The sequence below is a fragment of the Burkholderia sp. Bp9004 genome (assembly GCF_003858025.1).
Classification (GTDB): Bacteria; Pseudomonadota; Gammaproteobacteria; order Burkholderiales; family Burkholderiaceae; genus Burkholderia; species Burkholderia diffusa.
Map to the genome: position 1 here is coordinate 31,487 of NZ_QTQD01000004.1, position 18,392 is coordinate 49,878.

Consider the following 18,392-nt stretch of genomic DNA (forward strand, 5'->3'; position numbering starts at 1 on the left):
CGTTCTCACCGCGACGACGGGCGCGAATCCGCGAGTGGCATCGCGAGACCAGCCGCCGCCGGCGTGCGACGCCGGCGCAGCATGTCGCGCGTGATCCGCACGTGCTGTTCGGCGAATGCCTGCGTGGTCAGGTCGCGCTCGCGCAGGCACGCGGCCGCGGCACGCGCGCATTCGAGCGCGGCGGCCGGATCGGCCACGAAGCGATCGGCGGCCTGGCGCATCGCCGCTGCGTCGAACGCCGGCACGTAGGCGGCCGTATCGTGCGGGAAGTAGTCGCTGAGCCCGCCGACGTCGGACACGATCATCGGCTTGCCGACCGCCGCCGCCTCGAGCATCACGGTGATGCCCGACGCGTGGAAGTTCGGCCGCAGCGGCACGACGATCACGTCGGCCCACGCGTACAGTTCGTGCTGCTTCGCGAGGCCCGACGCCGAGCCGATCTTCACGTTCGGTGCATGCCACTCGCGCGGCACGCGGCGCCGCGTCGCGAGCCGCACGTCGTAGCGCTCGTCGCCGCCGAACGCGGCGAGGAACGTGCGCCAGTCGCGGTCGCGGTCGTTGCCGATCGCGGCGATCCGCAGCGGTCGGTTCGGCTGCCACTGCTGCGGCTCGGTGAGCGGGAAGTCCTGCGTGTTCAGCCCGTAGTAGACGAACTCGGCCTCGCGCCCGAGAAAGCGGCGGCACAGCTCGGCGTTGTCGCGGGCGAGCGTCGTCAGCGCGTCGGCGCGCGCGAGCAGCTTGCGGTACAGCCAGCGGCGCGGGCCGCCGAACGTGTTCCACTTGTCGAACAGCCACACGCTCTGCGCGAGCAGCAGCGGGCGCTTGCCTTGTGCGCCGGCGAGCTTCAGGATCAGCGCGGCGGCGAGATGCTCCTGCTCGGTGTGCGTCCAGATCACGTCGGTGCCCAACAACGCGGCGCGATTGCGCCACGCATGCACGACGTCGAAGCCAAGCGCCGCCTTCAGCGCACGGCGCACGAGGCTCGCGACGCGGTTCTCGCGCCGGTCCTGCGAATAGGTCAGCCGGAATTCGTCGGATTCCGCGTGGTGATAGCCGTACAGGCAGCCGATGTTCTCGCCTTTCCGGTAAGTACGCGGATCGGCGCCGTAGAACAGGTGGACGTGAACCTTCGTGGAATTCATGCAAGCCCTCCGGGGATGGCCGCGCGTCGTGCGCGCAGCCCGTTCAAGACGTCACCGGCGGCATCGCCGCACGATGGGGGGCAAGGTCGGCGCGGCGCGCATCGCGTGCGCCGCGGCGCACCGCGCGCCAGTGCTCGCGCACACGGTCGCGCCGCGCGGTATGCAGCGACAGCAGCACGTGCGCGAAGCCCGGATAGACGCGCGTGCCGATCAGCGTCCACCACCACCAAGCGATTTCGCGCCGCACCGGCGGCAGATGCTCGCGCAGGATCAGGTGCAGGTTGTACGCGCCGTTGCTGATCGCATTCAGCGATGCCGCATCGCGCCGGTCGTCGTCGAAACGCTCGGCCGGAAAATGATCGACCGCGATCGCCGGGTCGTAGACGAGCTTCCAGCCGTCACGCTGCACCTGCATGCTGAAACCCATGTCGTTGTGCACCTGCGCGCCGGCGCCGCGCAGCCGCGTGTCGAAGCGCAGACGTTCGATCGCGGCGCGGCGGTAGCTCATGTTCGCGCCCTTGAGCATGTCGACTTCGCGCGCGCCGCCGACGCCCAGATGATGGTTGCCGACGATCTTGCCGGACAGCGTGAGCTGGCCGACGAGCTCGCGCGACTCGTCGAGCACGCGGCCCTTCTCGTGCACCCAGTCGCGGCCGCCGACCGCACCGACGCGCGGATCGGCCAGGAACACGGCTTCGACGCGCGCGAGCCAGTCGGCGCGCGGCGCCGCGTCGTCGTCGGTGATCGCGACGATGTCGCCGCTCGCCGAGTCGAGCCCCTTGTTCAGCGCGGCGACCTGCCCCGGCACATCCACCGGCACGATCCGCAGCGGCAGCATGCCGCCGACCGATGGATCGGCGAGGCGCTCGTGCGTGGCATCGTCCTCCGGGCGCGCGACGACGATCACCTCGTCGGGCAGCCGCTGCTGGCGCTGCAGCGCCAGCAGGCAGCGCGCGAGGTCGGCGGGACGCCGGTAGGTCGGAACGAGCACGGAAATTTTCATCGAGGGTTCTCCAGTCGGCCGGGCCGGCGCTGCGCACGCCGGCCCGGTTTCGTGCAATGCCGTCAGGCGCTCAGGTATTCGTGGACGGCCGCATAGCCGCGGCCGTAGCCGCGCGCCTTCGGCGGCACGCCGTTGAAGATCCCGCCTTCCAGATCGACGCCCGCGGTACGCAGGCGCTTGATCGCGTCGGCGATCTCGCCTTCGGTATGCATGCCCGAGCGCAGCACCAGGAAGGTCGCGCCGGCCATGCGGCCGATGATGGTCGCGTCGGTCACCGCCAGCACCGGCGGCGAGTCGATCAGCACGACGTCGTAGCGCTTGCCGAGCCCTTCGAGGTATTGCGGCAGGCGCGTCGACATCAGCAGCTCCGACGGGTTCGGCGGGCGCGTGCCGGCCGAGATGAACGACAGGCCCTGCACCGGCGTCTCGCGGATCGCCTCCTCGAGCGGCGACTGATCGCTCAGCAGTTCGGACAGGCCCGGCTGCGCGGTGAGGCCGAAGTAGCGGTCGAGCATGCCGCGACGCATGTCGGCGTCGATCAACAGCACGCGCTTGCCCGAATGCGCGAGCAGCACCGCGAGGTTGACCGTCAGGAAGCTCTTGCCGATGCCCGGCGTCGGGCCGGTCAGCACGATCACGCGGCTCTTCGCATCCATCATCGCGAACTGCATCGCGGTGCGCAGGCTGCGCATGCTTTCGACGCTCAGGTCCTTCGGACGCAGGCTCGCGAGGATCGGCCGCGCGCGGCCGCCGCCCTTCTCGGCCATCGCGTCGAGCTTCACTTGCTCGGCGCTTTGCGGCACCAGCCCGTAAAGCGGCAGGTTGAACGTGCGCTCGACGCGATCCGGATCCTCGATGCCCTGGAACAGGTTGCGGCGCAGGAACACGATGCCGGTACCGAGGATCAGCCCGAGGAATACCGCGGCCGACAGGATCAGCACCTTCTTCGGCTTGACCGGATCGCCCGGGCGCAGCGCGGAATCGACGAGGTGGATGTTGCCGCCCGTGCCGGCCTTCTGCACCGACAGCTCCTGCACGCGGTTCAGCAGCAGCACGTAGATGTCCTCGGCGACCTTCGCGTCGCGCTGGAGCTGGACGGCCTTCACTTCGGTCGCCGGCAGGCTGCGGAAGCGGTTGCTGAACTTGTCCTTCTCGCCCTGCAGTTCCGCGAGCTGCTGCTTCGCGGCGATCACCATCGGGTGCGAATCGGTGAAGCGCTGCGCGAGCGATGCGAGCTGCAGGCGCTGGGCCGCGATCTGCTGCTCGTACTGCACGCTACCTTCGAGATAGACCTTCGCCTCGTCGCTCGCGTTGATCGAGCCGGACGTGCGCTGATACTGCGTCAGCGCGGCTTCCGCCCGCTCGAGATCGGACTTCAGGCGCGGTTCCTCGCCCTTCAGGAAGTCGAGCATCTTGGTCGCTTCGGCCTGCTTCGCGATCACGTGCTGGTTCAGGTACGACTGCGCGAGCGCGTTCGCGATCGCGGCGGTCTGGTCCGGGTCCTTGCCTTCGAGCGAGATCTGCACGACGCCCGTCTGCTTGCCCTGCTCGGACACCTGGATGCCCGACTGGAAGCCGGTGATCGCGTCGAGATCGTTGTAGCGGACCACCGTGAATTGCGTGCCCGGACGCGCGACCAGCTTCTGCACCAGCAGCGTCACGCCGCCGCCCTGCTCCGATTCGCCGACACGGCCCGACAGCAGGCGGCTGCCGTTCGCGTCGACGAGCGTGTAGGTGCCGTTCGGACCGGCCGTCAGCGTCAGCTTCTTGCCTTCGAGCGCGGGCACGACGTTGATCGTGTCGATGTCGGCGACTTCGCCGCCCCATGCGTACGACCGCAGGCCGAACCAGGCGCGCGAAGGCTCGCCGGGCGTCGCGACGCGCGCGGACAGGCTGCCGAGCAGCGGAATCGTCTTCGGCACGACCGAGAAGTTCAGCTTGAACTGCTCGACGACCGGCGTGACGACGCCGCGGCTCTTGATGATCTCGATTTCCGCGTCGGTCTGCGCTTGCTGCGGGCCGCTGTTGATCGTCGCACCCGTCTGCGTCTGCGTGAGCGCCTGCGACGTGTTGTCGTTGCTCTCGACCCGCACGTGCACATCCGCCTGATACACCGGTTTCGCGATGTAGCAGTAGAGGCCGGCGAGCGCAATGACGGTCACCGCGATGCCGAGCAGCAGCCAGATGTCGTCCATCAGCACCTGGAGCAGCTGGCCGAGGACGACGTCCTCTTCCTCGGTTTTCGCGGTCAGATCCGCGTAGGCGTGTTTTGCTTGCGTGTTCACCATTCGTTCCCGCTTGAGTGGTGCCGGGGGGCAGACGCCACCCCGGCGGGCTATCAGCGCGTGATTTGCCGCATGTAGAAGATCGTCTGGATCGTCGGCAGCACCTGCTGCAGCACACGGTTGAACTGCACCGAGCTGGCCGTGCTGACGTAGACCACATCGAGCGGCTGGAGCGGGAAGCGGCTCGACAGCATCAGCGCATCCGGCTGCGTCATGTCGAGACGGAACACTTCCGGCTTCGTCGGGTTGTCACGCATCCCGCGCATCACGTAGATCTTGCGCGGGTTCGCATCGGTGTCGAGGATGCCGCCGCCGGCCGTCAGCGCGTCGGCGATGGTCAGCCTGCCCTTGAGCATCGGCACCGTGACCGGCGTCTTGACCTCGCCCATGATGAACACGCGGCTGTCGCTGCGGTCCGGCACGTTGACGATGTCGCCCTGCTGCAGCATCACGTTCTGCTTCACTTCGCCGCGGTCGAGCACGCCGTTCGCGTCGAGCGTGTAGAGCTTGCCGTCGCGCGTCAGGCGCACGCGCTGCAGGTCGGCCTCGGCGGTCGAGCCGCCCGAGCGCGAGATCGCGTCGACGAGCGTCAGCGGCACGTCGCTCATCGCGAGCGGGCCGGGCGTCTTCACCTCGCCCGTCACCTGCACCTTCTGGCTGCGGAACGACAGCACGCGCACATCGAGCTGCGGATTCTTCACGTAGCGCGCAAGGCGCGTGGCCAACTCGTCGCGCGTCTGCGCGATCGTCTTGCCCGCCACGTGGATGCGGCCGACGAACGGGAAGAAGATCGTGCCGTCGGCGGCCACGGTCTGGCCGTACGGATCGGCCTGGCCCGGCAGCGACGACGAATACGGCTGCTGCAGCGCGCCCGCGATCGTCTGCGTCGTGTTGCCGCCGCTCGAGAACGACTGGCCCTGCGGCGTCGTCAGCTCGGGGTGGTCCCACACGGTGACGCCGAGAATGTCCTGCGGGCCGATGCGGTAAACGTACTGCGACGGATCGGTGTAACGGCCCGGCGGCAGCGGGTGTTCGACCTGCTGCTTCTGCAGCTGATCCATCACCAGCTTCGCGTCGATGTAATGAACCGGATAGGTTTCGGCCTGACCTTGCCGGCCTTCGTCCTTCAGGTTCGACGAGTCGAGATAGTTGCCGGGCGCAGTCGCGCAGGCCGACAGGAAGGTCGTCATCGCGACGGCGAGCGCCAGCGGGCGCATGGGACGTTTCAGCATAGTTTTTGCAGCCATCCTTGAACCAGACGTTCGATCAATGAGTAGCTCTCGCGATAGTCGGCCTCGGGGCCGCCATGCGGATCCGCGATCTCGGCGTCCTCCCACTTGCCCAGCAGGTGAACCTTGCCGCGCGCGAACGGATCGACCGATTCGACGGCCTTGATCTGTTCGCGCTCGCTGACGAGAATCAGGTCGGCGTCGCGCACGATCCGGCGCGACAGCCGCCGCGACCGGTGTGTCGTCGCATCGACGCCGCGCTCGGCGAGCAGTTGCCGCATCACCGGATCGATGCCGTCGCCGTCGTTCGCACGCACGCCTGCGGAGTGGAACGTCACGCGCGGGCCGCCGCGCGACGCCGCGTGCGACTTGAACAGCAGTTCCGCCGCCGGGCTGCGGCAGACGTTCGCATGACAGACGATCAGGATGTTCCGGAACATGGCGTCTCGATTCGGGTTACGGGTAACGGCGACGCGCGGGTCACGCGTTCGCGCGCGCGGCGCCCGGCACGCGGGCGGCGACGGCCTGACGCGAGCCGGGGCGGCCGATCGGGTGGTATTCGATGCCCTGCTCGCTCATCGTCTCCGGCTCGTAGAGGTTGCGGCCGTCGAAGATCACCGGCGATTTCCATTGACGGCCGAGCGCGACGAAATCCGGGCTCTTGAACGCCTTCCATTCGGTGACGATCACGAGCGCGTCGGCATCGCGCGCGGCCTGCGCCTCGTCGTCGACGAACGTGAGCCGCTCGAGCCAGCTCGGGTGATCCGCGAGATCGAGCGCGAGCACGCGGCGCGCTTCCTGCTGCGCGACCGGGTCGTACGCCGCGATGCGCGCGCCGCGCGACAGCAGCTCGGCGATCAGCTCGCGGCTCGGTGCCTCGCGCATGTCGTCGGTGTTCGGCTTGAACGCGAGCCCCCAGATGGCGAACGTGCGGCCCGTCAGGTCCTCGCCGAAGCGCGCGACGATCTTGTCGGCAAGCACGCGCTTTTGCGTCGCGTTGACCGACGACACGGCCTTCAGGATCTGCAGCGACTGGCCGTGCTCGTCGGCCGTGCGGATCAGCGCCTCGACGTCCTTCGGGAAGCACGAGCCGCCGTAGCCGCAGCCCGCATACAGGAAGTGATAGCCGATGCGCGGATCGGAACCGATCCCGCGGCGCACGGCCTCGATGTCCGCGCCGAAGCGGTCGGCCAGGTTCGCCAGTTCGTTCATGAACGAGATGCGCGTCGCGAGCATCGCGTTCGCCGCGTATTTCGTGAATTCGGCCGAGCGCACGTCCATGTACAGCGTGCGTTCGTGGTTGCGGTTGAACGGCGCGTAGAGCTTCTTCATCAGCTCGCGCGCGCGCTCGCCCGGCACGTCGTCGTCGCAGCCGATCACGATGCGGTCCGGCCGCGTGAAATCGTCGACCGCCGCGCCTTCCTTGAGGAATTCCGGATTCGACACGACGGAGAACATCGGGGCGTCGCCGCCGCGCTTCGAAAGTTCCTCGGCCACCGCCGCGCGCACGCGCTCGGCCGTGCCGACCGGCACCGTCGACTTGTCGACGATCACCTTGAAGCCCTTCATGTAGCGGCCGATGTTGCGCGCCGCCGCGAGCACGTACTGCAGGTCGGCCGAGCCGTCCTCGTCGGGCGGCGTGCCGACCGCGATGAACTGCACGTCGCCGTGCGCGACCGCGGCCTCGATGTCGGTCGAGAAGCGCAGGCGGCCCGCCGCGCGGTTGCGCGCGATGACTTCCTTGAGGCCCGGCTCGTGGATCGGCACGCCGCCGTTGTTCAGGACGTCGATCTTTGCCTGATCGACGTCGAGACAGAACACGTCGTGCCCGATGTCGGCGAGACAGGCGCCGGTGACAAGACCTACGTAACCGCTGCCGATGATAGTCAGATTCATGATGTGTCGGACCTCGTGACCAATGATTCGAAATTCGTGAAACCGGAGTGTCTGCGCGGGACGAAACCGCGTCAGTAAGCGTTGCTGCCGGTGAAGCCTTTCCAGAGCGTCAGCACGACGATCTTGATGTCGAGCCAGAACGACCAGTTCTGCATGTAGTACAGATCGAGCTTCACGCGTCCCATCATCTTCTCGATCTGGTCGGTCTCGCCGCGAAAGCCGTTGATCTGCGCCCAGCCGGTGATGCCCGGTTTGATCCGGTAGCGGAACATGTATCCCTTCACCAGATCCTTGTAGATGTCGTCGTGCGCGAGCGCATGCGGACGCGGACCGACGACCGACATCTCGCCCTTCAGCACGTTGATGAACTGCGGCAGTTCGTCGAGGCTCGTGCGGCGCAGGAAGCGGCCGACCGGCGTCACACGCGTGTCGTTCTTGGTGGCCTGCGTGACCTGCCCCGCGACTTCCTGATGCACCTTCATTGAGCGGAACTTGTAGATCTCGAACTCGTGGCCGTCGATGCCCTTGCGCTTCTGGCGGAAGAACACCGGCCCGCGCGACGTGAGCTTGATCAGACATGCGATCAGCAGCATCACGGGCGCGAGCGCGGTAAGCGCCGCCAGTGCGAACAGCCGGTCGAACACGAACTTCGGCAGGATCCGTACGTCGGTGATCGGCGACGCCGCGAGGTTGATCGCCGGCACGCCGAGCACCTCGACCACTTCCTGGTTGAAGAACGACAGCGTGCGCACGTCCGGAATGAAACGGATGTTCACGAAGTCGTGGCGGAACACCGTCACGATCTGGTGAATCCGGCGCTCCTCCGTGATCGGCAGCGTGAGCCACAGCTCGCTGATCGCGCGGCTGCGCACCAGCCACACCAGCGATTCGAACTGCCGCTCGATGCGCACGTCGTCGAGCGCGACTTCGCCCGGTACTTCGCTTTCGTCGTACACGCACACCGGGTTGAAGCCCGCTTCCGGACGCGCCCGCATCTGTGCGATCAGCCGCCGCGCCGCCGGCGTGCCGCCGACGATCGCCACTGCCTTCAGGTTGTAGCCGCCGCGGCGCAGTTGCCGGAGCACGACGTGCACGCAAGCCTTGGAGCCGGCGAGCAGCGCCATCGTCACCACCGCCCAGTAACCGAGCCACAGTCGCGACAGGTCGCCCGACTGGTGGAAGCTGAAACTCATCAGGATGCCCGCGAGCTCGACCACCAGCCACGCGAACGCGACGCGCCCCACCAGACCGACGAGACGCTTGCCGCGCCACGACTGGTAAATGCCGATGGCCGGAAAGAACACGACGACCAGCAGGCAGTCGAACAGCACCGTCGTGCGCTGCAGGTCGTTGAGCCAGATGCTGCCGCCGTGCAGCGCGGCGGCGATCAACGCCCCCAACACGACCATCGCAATATCGATGACTCTCGCCAGCACGCTCAACATGTCTGCTTCCTCTTTGAACAGGCGTTTGCCGAACAGCTCCTCGTGCAGCCCGTGCCGCACCTTCGATTCAAACGTTGCATGACGCTATTGAAGCGACAAGAAAATCGCTCCTCAAGCGCTCAAGTATTTCGAAAAATAATCGGAAATTCTTGCCGCGACATTTCCGAATTAAATCGGCACGTTTTCCCGAATCGATCGTGAATCGGGATTTTTTCGAGAACTTTACGGTTCCCACGAGCCCTTTTCAGGACGGGGCTCCAGCCCGATTCGTCGAATTATTTTTTATTTTTTTATTTGCATCGCATGCCATCGATGAAAAATTTTCCTGATACGTGCGCGTCGAATATCGCGCAAATCGCCCCGGTTTTATTGTCGATTTACTTCATGCTACAAACAGGCACTGACTTCAATCGAGGAGAGTGTCATCATGAATGCTCCGGCCGTGGCAGCCGATACGCGCCCTTCTTCTTCCGCCGCAACCGACGCCGCGACGCGGGTCGCGGTGCAGCCGGTGATCCTTGCAGGCGGTTCGGGCACGCGTCTGTGGCCGATGTCGCGCGAACACTATCCGAAACAGCTGATCGGCCTGCTCGGCGATCATTCGCTGCTGCAATCCACCGCGCTGAGGCTCGACGGCCTCGCGACCGGTCATCCGCTGAACGACGACGTGCTGATCGTGTGCGGTGAGGATCACCGCTTCACGACTGCCGAGCAACTGCGCCTGACCGGCAAGCGTGCATCGATCATGCTCGAGCCGCTCGGCCGCGACACCGCGCCCGCGCTGACGCTCGCCGCGCTGCGAATCGTCGCCGGCGGCGGCGATGCCGTGATGACCGTGATGCCGGCCGACCACGCGGTGGCCGACCAGCCGCGCTTTCATGCGGCCGTCGCGGCCGGCGTGCACTGCGCGGCCCAGGGCAAGATCGCGACGATGGGCATCGTGCCGGGCCGTGCCGAAACGGGCTACGGCTACATCCGCGTCGGCGCGCCGCTCGGCGACGCCGCTACCGGCAACCTCGACGTGCGCCGTCTCGACCGCTTCGTCGAGAAGCCGCATCTCGAACTCGCGCAGCAGTACGTCGCGTCCGGCGAATACTGGTGGAACAGCGGGATCTTCATCGTGCGCGCGTCGGTGTGGCTGAACGCGATCCGCCAGCTCGAACCGGAGATCCTCGCAGCCTGCGAGCAGGCCGTCGCAGGCGGCAAGGACGACGGCGACTTCTTCCGCGTCGACCGCGACGCGTTCGCCGCGTCGCCGTCGAACTCGATCGACTACGCGGTGATGGAGCGGCTCGTGAACCTGCCGCAGCTGTGCGAAGGCGTCGTCGTGCCGCTCGACGCGGGTTGGTCGGACGTCGGTTCGTGGGACGCGATCTGGCAGATCCTGCCGAAGGACGAAGCCGAGAACGTCGGCCGCGGCCACGTGCTGTTCGAAAACGCCGAATCGACTTTCGCGCATTCGGAAAGCCGGCTCATCGCGTGTGTCGGCACGCGCAATCTCGTCGTCGTCGAAACGCCGGACGCCGTGCTCGTCGCCGACAAATCCTGCGTGCAGGACGTGAAGAAGATCGTCGGGCGCATCAAGGCCGAACGCGGCGCGGAAGCGACCGATCATCGCAAGGTCCATCGCCCGTGGGGTCATTACGACTCGGTCGACATGGGCGAGCGCTTCCAGGTGAAACGCATCGTCGTGAAGCCGGGCGCACGACTGTCGCTGCAGATGCACCATCACCGCGCCGAACACTGGATCGTCGTGCGCGGCACCGCGCGCATCACGCGCGGCGACGAAACCTTCCTGCTGTCGGAAAACGAATCGACGTACATCCCGCTCGGCGTGTCGCACCGTCTCGAGAACCCGGGCAAGATGCCGCTCGAGCTGATCGAAGTGCAGTCGGGCGCGTATCTCGGCGAGGACGACATCGTCCGCTTCGACGATACCTACGGTCGCCAGTGATGCCACGCCTGCCGGGCGCGCCGTCTCGACGGTGCGCCCGGCATCACGGGCATGCCGAAGACAAAAAAACGCGCGGGCGTCGTGACGGACGACGACCCGCGCGTTTTCGTTCGGACGACGATCAACCTACGCGATACGCGTATTCGCGGCGGTCCGCCTGCACGGGATCGTTGCGGCTCTCGGACAACGCGCCCGCACGACGCTCGGCGATGAAGCGCTTGATGTCCGACTCGGCACGTGCCAGCTCGGACAGGCCGGCCAGCACCTCGCTTTGCGGCGCACGCACCGGTTCGTCGCTCGCCCCGTGGCGATCGATCCACTGACGCGCCCAGTCGAGCGCGTACTGCTCCGCTTCCTCCGGATCGGTGAAACGCGGGCCGATCAGGCCCGAGCGCTCGACGCGCCGGTCGTCCTGCGTGATCTCGGCCCACGCGCGGTACATCAGGTTCTGCACCGGTTGCGCGCTGCCGCAGATCGTATAGCCACGGTATTCGTCGACTTGCGGCTCGGCCGCGGCGAAGCTCGCGGCGGACGGACGCCCGTGACGCAGCCCCGCGGGCTGCGCGCCCGGCACCGCGAACGATGCACCGCGCGACGCGTCGTCGGCGGCGTTCGGCATCGCGGTCAGCGTCGCGCCCTCGCCATCCCAAACGTTTGCCTGAGCGACCGGCAGTTGCCACGACTCGGGGTTCTGCCAGAACACGCCGCGCAGACGGTCGTTGTCGGGCACGGGCTCCGCGCGGCATGCCGGCGCGACCGGCACCGGCGGCGGCGGCACGTACGCGAACGTGCGCCCGCTGAACTGGGTGAGCACGTCGATCATCTGCAGCAGCGTGCCGTTCGCGAGCCACTCCTCGTAGCGGCGGCGGCACGTCGGCCCGGACGGATAGCGCCCGGGCAGTTTGGACCACGCTTCACCGGTCGTCAGGATCCACAGAACCGCGTTGGCGACAACGCGCGGTTCGGCTCGCGGACGGCCTCGACGGTTCAGCCGAATGGGTTCATCGGCGATCAGCGTTGAAAGTCGAAACCACTCTTCATCGTTAAGCTCATCGAAGAACATAGTCGATTTCTCCACGCAGCCAGGCCGGGGCTGCGATTGTCGGCGCCGTCGTCACGCATCGCGTCACGGGGCGGCCCGGTTGCACATTATGGTTATCCGGTCGTTGTGCATGCCGGTGCGACACCGCACTTTCACGGTGCCGCCATTCACGGCAATGGCGCACAAACTACGGTCTCACTCCAATGTGGGAATTTTTGTGCACGAAGCATACCATCCTCAGGGTTTATCTCAATATGACAATGACTTAATGTTACGCACTGAAACAACCTGCCATGGATGCGCAATCCATTTACGCTTGAATTTTTTTACGCGATCGTTATGCGGGGCGCTGGGAAGCCCCGTCTGGCGGGGCTCTGCGGGGTGCGGATGCGGCCCGACCGGCAGGCCGCCCGACTTGTTCCGACCCTTGCCTGAAACAATTCCGGGAATTGCCGCCGAAAATCGGTAAATCAGGGAAAAATTCGTAACAAGATATTCACGGATCGGTAAATCGTTCAAACTCGATTGAACTGAATTTTCCCCGTGCACAATCTTTTTATTGTTTCTCTGCGAGTAGTGAAAGCGGTCGCGGGTCGATGCACATCGTCTCCCGGCATGCAAGCGTCGACGGGTCTGTTACATCCTCGGCGTAGCAGACAGCCGACAGTGGCGGGCGCAACGATCGGGCGCCGCGTTCCGGGTCGGAACGATGGGGAATCCGCGCGATACGGAAAGCGGCACCCGGCCGCACGCATCAGCGCAGATCGCCGGCCAGCGACGCGGCGACGTCCGCGTCCACCCGTTGCGGCGGCACCGTGTAGGCCGGGTGATCGCAGCCGATCGACAGCATCGCGCCGCCCTTGAGCGCCGCGCGCATCGGCTCGCCCAGTTCGAAGCGCACGAAATGCACGGCCGAGGTCTTCTCCGCGTTGTCGCGGTCCAGATCCTCGTCGGCGATCGCATAGACGTCAGGGTGCCCGTCGACCCGCAGGTACACGCGATCCTCGACGCCGATCAGCCGCGCGAGCGCCGCCCGCCGTTCGGCCTCGTGCTCGTATTCGATCTGCAGCGTTGCCTTCAGGTTGGTGCCGTCGGGCACGAGCGGAAGATAGGCTTCCAGTTCACCCTCGATGCCGGCCTCGTCGAAGATCTTCTCGATGTGCAGCATTTCCTGGATCTGGTAGCGGATCGTGGTCTCGTCCTCGAACAGCAAACGCAGATGGTTGCCCAGCGCCACCGCGCGGCGGCGCTTGTACGCGACGAGCCGCGCGTGTTCGGTCTTGCGGATCTTCGCGTACGCTTCGAGCGTCAGCAGCGAGTCGCGGGTCAGCGTCATGGCGTGTCCTTGGATAGCGTCGATGTCTTCGTGGAGCGACCGGTTCAGATACCGTACGCGCGGCGCAGCAGCGTCAGCGGATGCGCGAGCGGCGCGGCGGGCAACCCTTTCTCGTCGATGCCCTGCACGATGTGATGCCCGGCGAGCGCGCAGTCCGACGACACGACATCCGGCTTCGGCTCGGCCATCGCCTTGAACACCGGCGCACCGATCCGCATCGCGTCCGCATGGAAGGCCTTTTTCACGCCGAACGTGCCCGCATGCCCCGAGCAGCGCTCGACGACGTTCACGCGCGTATCGGGCACGAGCGACAGCGTGTCGGCCGTCTTGCGGCCGATGTTCTGCACACGCGCGTGGCACGGCACGTGATACGACACGGTGCCGAGGCCCTGCTTGAAGTCGGTCTTCAGCAAACCGTCGCGATGCCGCGCGATCACGTATTCGAACGGATCCCAGAATGCATCGGCCACCGCGCGCACGTCGTCGTCGCCGGGAAACATCAGCGGCAGTTCGCTCTTGTACATCAGCACGCAGCTCGGGATGGCGCCGATCAGCGCATAGCCTTCGCGCGCATAACGCTCCAGCACCGGAATGTTCACGGCCTTCTTCGCGGCGACGCCCTCAAGGTTGCCCTGCTCGAGGAGCGGCATCCCGCAGCACGCTTCGCGCGTGACGAGCTCGTACGGGATCTCGTTGTGCGCGAGGATCGCCAGCAGGTCGTGGCCGATCCCCGGCTCGTTGAAGTTCACGTAGCACGTCGCGTAGATCGCGACCTTGCCGGGCGTGCGTTCGCCGTCACGTACCGGCAGCCCGTCCGAGCGCTTCGCGGCACGCCGAAACTTGCGCGGCGCGAACTCCGGCAGCCATGCGTTGCGATCGACGCCGAGCGCCGCCTCGAGCGCGTGGCGCGCCGGCGGCGTGCGATTCACCGCGTTCACCGTCTGCGTGACGATCGGAATGCCCGCGAAATGCCCGAGCGCGTCGGTGTTCGACAGCACCTTGTCGCGCAGCGGCGCCTCTCCGCGCTTGTAGCGCGCTGCCTTGCCGCGCAGCATCAGGTGCGGGAAGTCGACGTTCCATGCGTGCGGCGGCACGTACGGGCATTTCGTCATGTAGCAGAGGTCGCACAGGTAGCACTGATCGACGACCTTGCCGAACGCGTCCTTCGGCACTTCCTCGATGTCGCCCATCGGCGTTTCGTCGACGAGATCGAACAGCGTGGGAAACGCGCCGCACAACGACACGCAGCGCCGGCACCCGGCGCAGATGTCGAACACGCGCGTCATTTCCGCATCGATCGCGGCCTGGTCGTAGAACGCTTCGGACTGCCAGTCGAGCGGATGCCGCGTCGGGGCTTCGAGACTGCCTTCCTTGTGTGGCATGGGGCGCTCCAGCGTGGCGCGCATGCGCGCGGACTCGCCGCCCGCGTGATGCGGGCAGCGATCGACGCACGGCCGGCCTCAGGATGTCCGGCCGGGCCGTGCTGCCTTGCTGCCGGACCCGCGTCAGTCGACGAGTGCGTCGAGCGCCTTCGTATAGCGGTTGGCGTGGCTGCGTTCTGCCTTCGCGAGCGTCTCGAACCAGTTCGCGATTTCGTCGAAGCCTTCGTCGCGCGCCGTCTTCGCCATGCCCGGATACATGTCGGTGTATTCGTGCGTCTCGCCGGCGATCGCCGATTCGAGGTTCAGCCGCGACGAGCCGAACGGCAGCCCCGTCGCCGGATCGCCGACTGCCTCCAGGTATTCGAGGTGGCCGTGCGCGTGGCCCGTTTCGCCTTCGGCAGTCGAGCGGAACAGCGCGGCGACGTCGTTCTGGCCTTCGACGTCGGCCTTCGAAGCGAAATACAGATAGCGCCGGTTCGCTTGCGATTCGCCCGCGAATGCGGCCTTCAGATTCTCTTCGGTCTTGCTGCCCTTGAGTTGAGCCATGTGTGCCTCCGTTCGAGCCGGCGCGGCCGCGTGCGAAGCCTGGCCGATGATGTATGTGGGGCACGAAGCGTATGCCGGACGCGCACGCTTCGTGCCTTTTAATCTAGGCGCTGGCGTTCGCATCCCCCAATAGGCTTTTTCAATCCGCGCGATAGCGGAGGGCGGGAATAAGGGACAAGTTGGCGGGCGCGTCGCCGGGTGGGCCGGCGTTTCGCTCGAGATTCGGCTTCCGGGCTTCCGGCGCCACGGCCGGTGCACTCGCACCGGCGTCGCTCGTCATGCATCACGCATCCGTCGCACGCTTCAGCAGCAATTCCCTTTCGCGCTCGTTCCGGGTCAATTCCGCCGCACGACGGAACTCGACCTTCGCTTCGTCGGCGCGGCCGAGCTTCGCGAGCAGGTCGCCGCGCACGCTCGGCAGCCAGTGATAGCGGGCGAGCGCCGGATCGTCGCGCAGCACGTCGACGATTTCCAGTGCCGCGGCGGGCCCGAACGCCATCCCCACCGCCACCGCGCGGTTCAGCTCGACGACCGGCGACGGCGCGACTTCCGCAAGCGCGTCGTAGAGCGCGACGATTTGCGCCCAGTCCGTTTCCGATGCATGCCGCGCGCGCGCATGGCACGCCGCCAGCGCGGCCTGCAGCGCGTACGGGCCACGCATGCCCCCGAGCTTCGTCGCCCGCTCGAGCGCGGCGAGGCCGCGCCGGATCAGCAGCGGATCCCAGCGGCTGCGGTCCTGGTCGAGCAGCAGCACGGGCCGCCCCTGCGCATCGGTCCGCGCGTGCATGCGCGACGCCTGCAGTTCCATCAGCGCGACGAGCCCGAGCACTTCGCTTTCATCCGGCACGAGCCCCGCCAGCACGCGGCCGAGACGCAGCGCCTCGTCGCACAGCGCCGGGCGCGTCCAGTCGTCGCCCGCGGTCGCCGCATGGCCTTCGTTGAACACCAGGTAGATCACTTCGAGCACCGACGCGAGCCGCGCGGGCCGCGCATCGGCGGCCGGTACCTCGAACGGCACGCGCGCCGCCGCGAGCGTGCGCTTCGCGCGCACGATGCGCTGCGCGATCGTCGGCTCGGGCGACAGGAACGCGCGCGCGATCTCGCTCGTGGTCAACCCGCCGAGCAGCCGCAACGTCAGCGCAACGCGCGCATCGGTCGACAGCACCGGATGGCACGACGTGAAGATCAGCCGCAGCAGGTCGTCGCCGATATCGTCGGCGCTCGCATCGGCGAGTGCGTCCGCGATATCGGGGACGACATGCGCTTCGAGCGCGTCCATTTCATGCCCGAGCTGGTCGCGCTTCGCCGCATGCAGCGACTCCTGCCGGACCCGGTCGAGCGCGCGCCGCTTCACGGCCGTCATCAGCCACGCGGCCGGGTTGTCGGGCACACCGTCGACGGGCCAGTGCTCGAGCGCCGCGACGAGCGTGTCCTGCGCGAGCTCCTCGGCCACGCCGACGTCGCGCACCACGCGCGCGGCGCGGGCAATGATCTTCGGCGCCTCGATCCGCCAGACCGCTTCGATCGCACGGTGAGTCGCCTCACGCGTCACGACGCCTGCCCCTGGGCGGACGCATCCAGCGGCATGGCCATCAGCTCCCATGCGTGACCGTCCGGATCGTCGAATCCGTGGCCGTACATGTTCGGATACTCGCGCGGCGCTTGCGGCGCGGACCCGCCGGCCGCGAGCGCCTTCGCGACGATCGCGTCGACCTCGGCGCGGCTGTCGCACGACAGGCACGACAGCACCTGCACCTGCGTCGCCGGATCGACGATGGTCTTGCCGGTGAAGGTCTGGAAAAACGGCCGCACGAGCAGCATCGCGAAAATCGTGTCGCTGATCTTGATGCAGGCGGCCTGTTCGTTGGTATAGGCCGGCACGACCTCGAAGCCGAGTGCCTGGTAGAACGTCTTCGAGCGCGGCAGGTCGGCCACGGGCAAGTTGATGAAAACCATCTTGTGCATGACGGATGCTCCGGTGAGATTGGATTCGCGCAGAATCAGGCGTGGGTGCGGCCGACGTGGAGATCGCGAAACCGCTCGACCGCGTCGCTCGGTGTGAGGTCGTCGAGCTCGAACAACGGCCGCACCTCGATCTCGCAGTCCATTTCGGCACCGAACGGCGCGGGAAACCGGCGCGTCCATTCGAGCGCCTCGTCGCGCGAGCGCACCTGGATCAACGTGTAGCCGGCAATCAATTCCTTCGTCTCCGCGAACGGGCCGTCGACTACCGTGCCCTTGCCGCCGGTGTACCGCACGCGCCAGCCGCGCGCGCTCGGCCGCAAGCCGTTCGCATCGAGCAGCACGCCGGCCCTGGCCAGTTCCTCGTGGTAGACCGTCATCGCCTCGACCAGCCGGTTGTCCGGCAACGCATCGGATTCGCTGACGGCGTTCGCCCGGATCATGATCATGAATCGCATCGCTCACTCCTTGTCATCGGTGAAAAGGGCGTCCGCTCATCGGCGCCTTATCCGGACGACGGGCGGCAGACCGCCGGATCGACGTGCCGCGCGACGAATCAGGGTAAATACCGAGACGCAGCTGTCACAGGAAGCACGGGCCGACCGCGCGCACTTCGACCGTGCACCATTGCGCAGCCGGACACTGGCGCGCAATCTCGATCGCTTCGTCGCGCGTGTCGACGTCGACGATGAAGAAGCCGCCGACCATTTCCTTCGCCTCGGCAAACGGGCCGTCGACGAGGCGCGTCTCGCCTTCGCGCACCTGCACGCGCGTCGCGCGTTCGGAGCGCTCCAGCGACTCGACGCCGCGCAGCACGCCGCGCGCTTTCAGCGTCTCCGCGAAATCGACCATTCGCGCGTACAGCGCCTGCCCGTCTTCGAGCGTGCGTTCGGCGCGCTGGCCGGTCGGTTCGACAATCAACAGCATGTAGGACATGGAATTCTCCCGTGGGGGCCGTGCGCGCAAGCGTTCGGATCGCAGGCCGGAACGACGTGTCAGATGCGAAGCGTAGCAGCCTTGGCCGGCCCTGCCGTCATCGTTGGCCGTTCGGCACTGGCCTGATGGCCAATTCGATCACAACACGCGATGTTGCCGTCAGAATGCTTGCACGAACCTTCGAATTTTCTTCTCGTGGAGCGCGCCTTGTCACGCCTGCCGCCGCTCATGCTT

General features: G+C 66.8%; 16 protein-coding genes. 1 reads left to right on the forward strand and 15 read right to left on the reverse strand.

Translation table 11 applies throughout. The annotated features are described in order from the left end of the window. Nucleotides 1–5 precede the first annotated feature (5 nt). The 7 genes from DIE08_RS06185 to DIE08_RS06215 all read right to left on the reverse strand — a co-directional run bounded on the left by DIE08_RS06185 (nucleotide 6) and on the right by DIE08_RS06215 (nucleotide 9,000). Nucleotides 6–1,142, reverse strand: a complete 1,137-nt coding sequence (locus DIE08_RS06185) for a glycosyltransferase family 4 protein (protein WP_059601642.1) — start codon at nucleotides 1,140–1,142, stop codon at nucleotides 6–8. 43 nt (nucleotides 1,143–1,185) lie between these two features. After that, nucleotides 1,186–2,145: a glycosyltransferase family 2 protein gene (locus tag DIE08_RS06190; protein ID WP_059601641.1), complete on the reverse strand. Its 960-nt coding sequence runs from the start codon at nucleotides 2,143–2,145 to the stop codon at nucleotides 1,186–1,188. A 62-nt stretch (nucleotides 2,146–2,207) separates the two neighbouring features. Continuing rightward, entirely contained in the window at nucleotides 2,208–4,433 is a 2,226-nt protein-coding gene (locus tag DIE08_RS06195; RefSeq protein ID WP_124901320.1) for a polysaccharide biosynthesis tyrosine autokinase, read from the reverse strand. A gap of 50 nt (nucleotides 4,434–4,483) precedes the next feature. Further along, entirely contained in the window at nucleotides 4,484–5,662 is a 1,179-nt protein-coding gene (locus DIE08_RS06200; protein WP_124621109.1) for a polysaccharide biosynthesis/export family protein, read from the reverse strand. Next, complete coding sequence (locus tag DIE08_RS06205) at nucleotides 5,656–6,099, reverse strand: low molecular weight protein-tyrosine-phosphatase (protein ID WP_059531598.1); 444 nt, start codon at nucleotides 6,097–6,099, stop codon at nucleotides 5,656–5,658. Before DIE08_RS06205 ends, DIE08_RS06200 begins: the two co-directional genes overlap by 7 nt. Nucleotides 6,100–6,139: 40 nt before the next feature. Continuing rightward, nucleotides 6,140–7,555 carry a UDP-glucose/GDP-mannose dehydrogenase family protein gene (locus DIE08_RS06210; protein WP_059531601.1) on the reverse strand — a complete coding sequence of 472 codons (1,416 nt, stop codon included), beginning with the start codon at nucleotides 7,553–7,555 and terminating at the stop codon, nucleotides 6,140–6,142. Nucleotides 7,556–7,626: 71 nt separating this feature from the next. Then, nucleotides 7,627–9,000, reverse strand: coding sequence for an undecaprenyl-phosphate glucose phosphotransferase (locus tag DIE08_RS06215; protein ID WP_124621107.1), 1,374 nt, complete (start codon nucleotides 8,998–9,000; stop codon nucleotides 7,627–7,629). Nucleotides 9,001–9,427: 427 nt separating this feature from the next. Between DIE08_RS06215 and DIE08_RS06220 the strand changes: the two genes are divergently transcribed. Next, the gene (locus tag DIE08_RS06220; protein WP_124621106.1) at nucleotides 9,428–10,954 is read left to right on the forward strand and encodes a mannose-1-phosphate guanylyltransferase/mannose-6-phosphate isomerase; all 1,527 of its coding nucleotides are present in this window, start codon (nucleotides 9,428–9,430) and stop codon (nucleotides 10,952–10,954) included. 121 nt (nucleotides 10,955–11,075) lie between these two features. Here DIE08_RS06220 and DIE08_RS06225 read toward each other — a convergent pair whose 3' ends face one another. The 8 genes from DIE08_RS06225 to DIE08_RS06265 form a co-directional block, all read right to left on the reverse strand. Then, nucleotides 11,076–12,017, reverse strand: coding sequence for a transposase (locus tag DIE08_RS06225; RefSeq protein ID WP_124621104.1), 942 nt, complete (start codon nucleotides 12,015–12,017; stop codon nucleotides 11,076–11,078). A 733-nt stretch (nucleotides 12,018–12,750) separates the two neighbouring features. Continuing rightward, nucleotides 12,751–13,332 carry a DUF3501 family protein gene (locus DIE08_RS06235; protein ID WP_124901322.1) on the reverse strand — a complete coding sequence of 194 codons (582 nt, stop codon included), beginning with the start codon at nucleotides 13,330–13,332 and terminating at the stop codon, nucleotides 12,751–12,753. Nucleotides 13,333–13,376: 44 nt separating this feature from the next. Further along, entirely contained in the window at nucleotides 13,377–14,714 is a 1,338-nt protein-coding gene (locus tag DIE08_RS06240; protein WP_124901323.1) for a heterodisulfide reductase-related iron-sulfur binding cluster, read from the reverse strand. A gap of 123 nt (nucleotides 14,715–14,837) precedes the next feature. Next, entirely contained in the window at nucleotides 14,838–15,260 is a 423-nt protein-coding gene (locus DIE08_RS06245; RefSeq protein ID WP_059466550.1) for a rubrerythrin family protein, read from the reverse strand. 283 nt (nucleotides 15,261–15,543) lie between these two features. Next, nucleotides 15,544–16,812 (reverse strand): RNA polymerase sigma factor, encoded by a 1,269-nt coding sequence (locus DIE08_RS06250; RefSeq protein WP_059601631.1) that lies wholly within the window; start codon nucleotides 16,810–16,812, stop codon nucleotides 15,544–15,546. Next, entirely contained in the window at nucleotides 16,809–17,225 is a 417-nt protein-coding gene (locus tag DIE08_RS06255) for a VOC family protein (RefSeq protein ID WP_059601629.1), read from the reverse strand. The genes DIE08_RS06250 and DIE08_RS06255 overlap by 4 nt, the downstream gene beginning before the upstream one ends. 35 nt (nucleotides 17,226–17,260) lie before the next feature. After that, nucleotides 17,261–17,680, reverse strand: coding sequence for a YciI family protein (locus tag DIE08_RS06260; protein WP_059466553.1), 420 nt, complete (start codon nucleotides 17,678–17,680; stop codon nucleotides 17,261–17,263). Nucleotides 17,681–17,804: 124 nt separating this feature from the next. Continuing rightward, entirely contained in the window at nucleotides 17,805–18,158 is a 354-nt protein-coding gene (locus DIE08_RS06265; protein ID WP_059466554.1) for a YciI family protein, read from the reverse strand. Between the last annotated feature and the right edge of the window lie 234 nt (nucleotides 18,159–18,392).

What these genes read in the sequence shown, in the direction of transcription:
- DIE08_RS06210 (WP_059531601.1), bottom strand. Translation starts at nt 7,555, where the DNA reads ATGAATCTGACTATCATCGGCAGCGGTTACGTAGGTCTTGTCACCGGC.
- DIE08_RS06220 (WP_124621106.1), top strand. Translation starts at nt 9,428, where the DNA reads ATGAATGCTCCGGCCGTGGCAGCCGATACGCGCCCTTCTTCTTCCGCC.
- DIE08_RS06190 (WP_059601641.1), bottom strand. Translation starts at nt 2,145, where the DNA reads ATGAAAATTTCCGTGCTCGTTCCGACCTACCGGCGTCCCGCCGACCTC.
- DIE08_RS06245 (WP_059466550.1), bottom strand. Translation starts at nt 15,260, where the DNA reads ATGGCTCAACTCAAGGGCAGCAAGACCGAAGAGAATCTGAAGGCCGCA.
- DIE08_RS06260 (WP_059466553.1), bottom strand. Translation starts at nt 17,680, where the DNA reads ATGCGATTCATGATCATGATCCGGGCGAACGCCGTCAGCGAATCCGAT.
- DIE08_RS06265 (WP_059466554.1), bottom strand. Translation starts at nt 18,158, where the DNA reads ATGTCCTACATGCTGTTGATTGTCGAACCGACCGGCCAGCGCGCCGAA.
- DIE08_RS06185 (WP_059601642.1), bottom strand. Translation starts at nt 1,142, where the DNA reads ATGAATTCCACGAAGGTTCACGTCCACCTGTTCTACGGCGCCGATCCG.
- DIE08_RS06205 (WP_059531598.1), bottom strand. Translation starts at nt 6,099, where the DNA reads ATGTTCCGGAACATCCTGATCGTCTGTCATGCGAACGTCTGCCGCAGC.
- DIE08_RS06200 (WP_124621109.1), bottom strand. Translation starts at nt 5,662, where the DNA reads ATGCTGAAACGTCCCATGCGCCCGCTGGCGCTCGCCGTCGCGATGACG.
- DIE08_RS06195 (WP_124901320.1), bottom strand. Translation starts at nt 4,433, where the DNA reads ATGGTGAACACGCAAGCAAAACACGCCTACGCGGATCTGACCGCGAAA.
- DIE08_RS06255 (WP_059601629.1), bottom strand. Translation starts at nt 17,225, where the DNA reads ATGCACAAGATGGTTTTCATCAACTTGCCCGTGGCCGACCTGCCGCGC.
- DIE08_RS06225 (WP_124621104.1), bottom strand. Translation starts at nt 12,017, where the DNA reads ATGTTCTTCGATGAGCTTAACGATGAAGAGTGGTTTCGACTTTCAACG.
- DIE08_RS06235 (WP_124901322.1), bottom strand. Translation starts at nt 13,332, where the DNA reads ATGACGCTGACCCGCGACTCGCTGCTGACGCTCGAAGCGTACGCGAAG.
- DIE08_RS06215 (WP_124621107.1), bottom strand. Translation starts at nt 9,000, where the DNA reads ATGTTGAGCGTGCTGGCGAGAGTCATCGATATTGCGATGGTCGTGTTG.
- DIE08_RS06240 (WP_124901323.1), bottom strand. Translation starts at nt 14,714, where the DNA reads ATGCCACACAAGGAAGGCAGTCTCGAAGCCCCGACGCGGCATCCGCTC.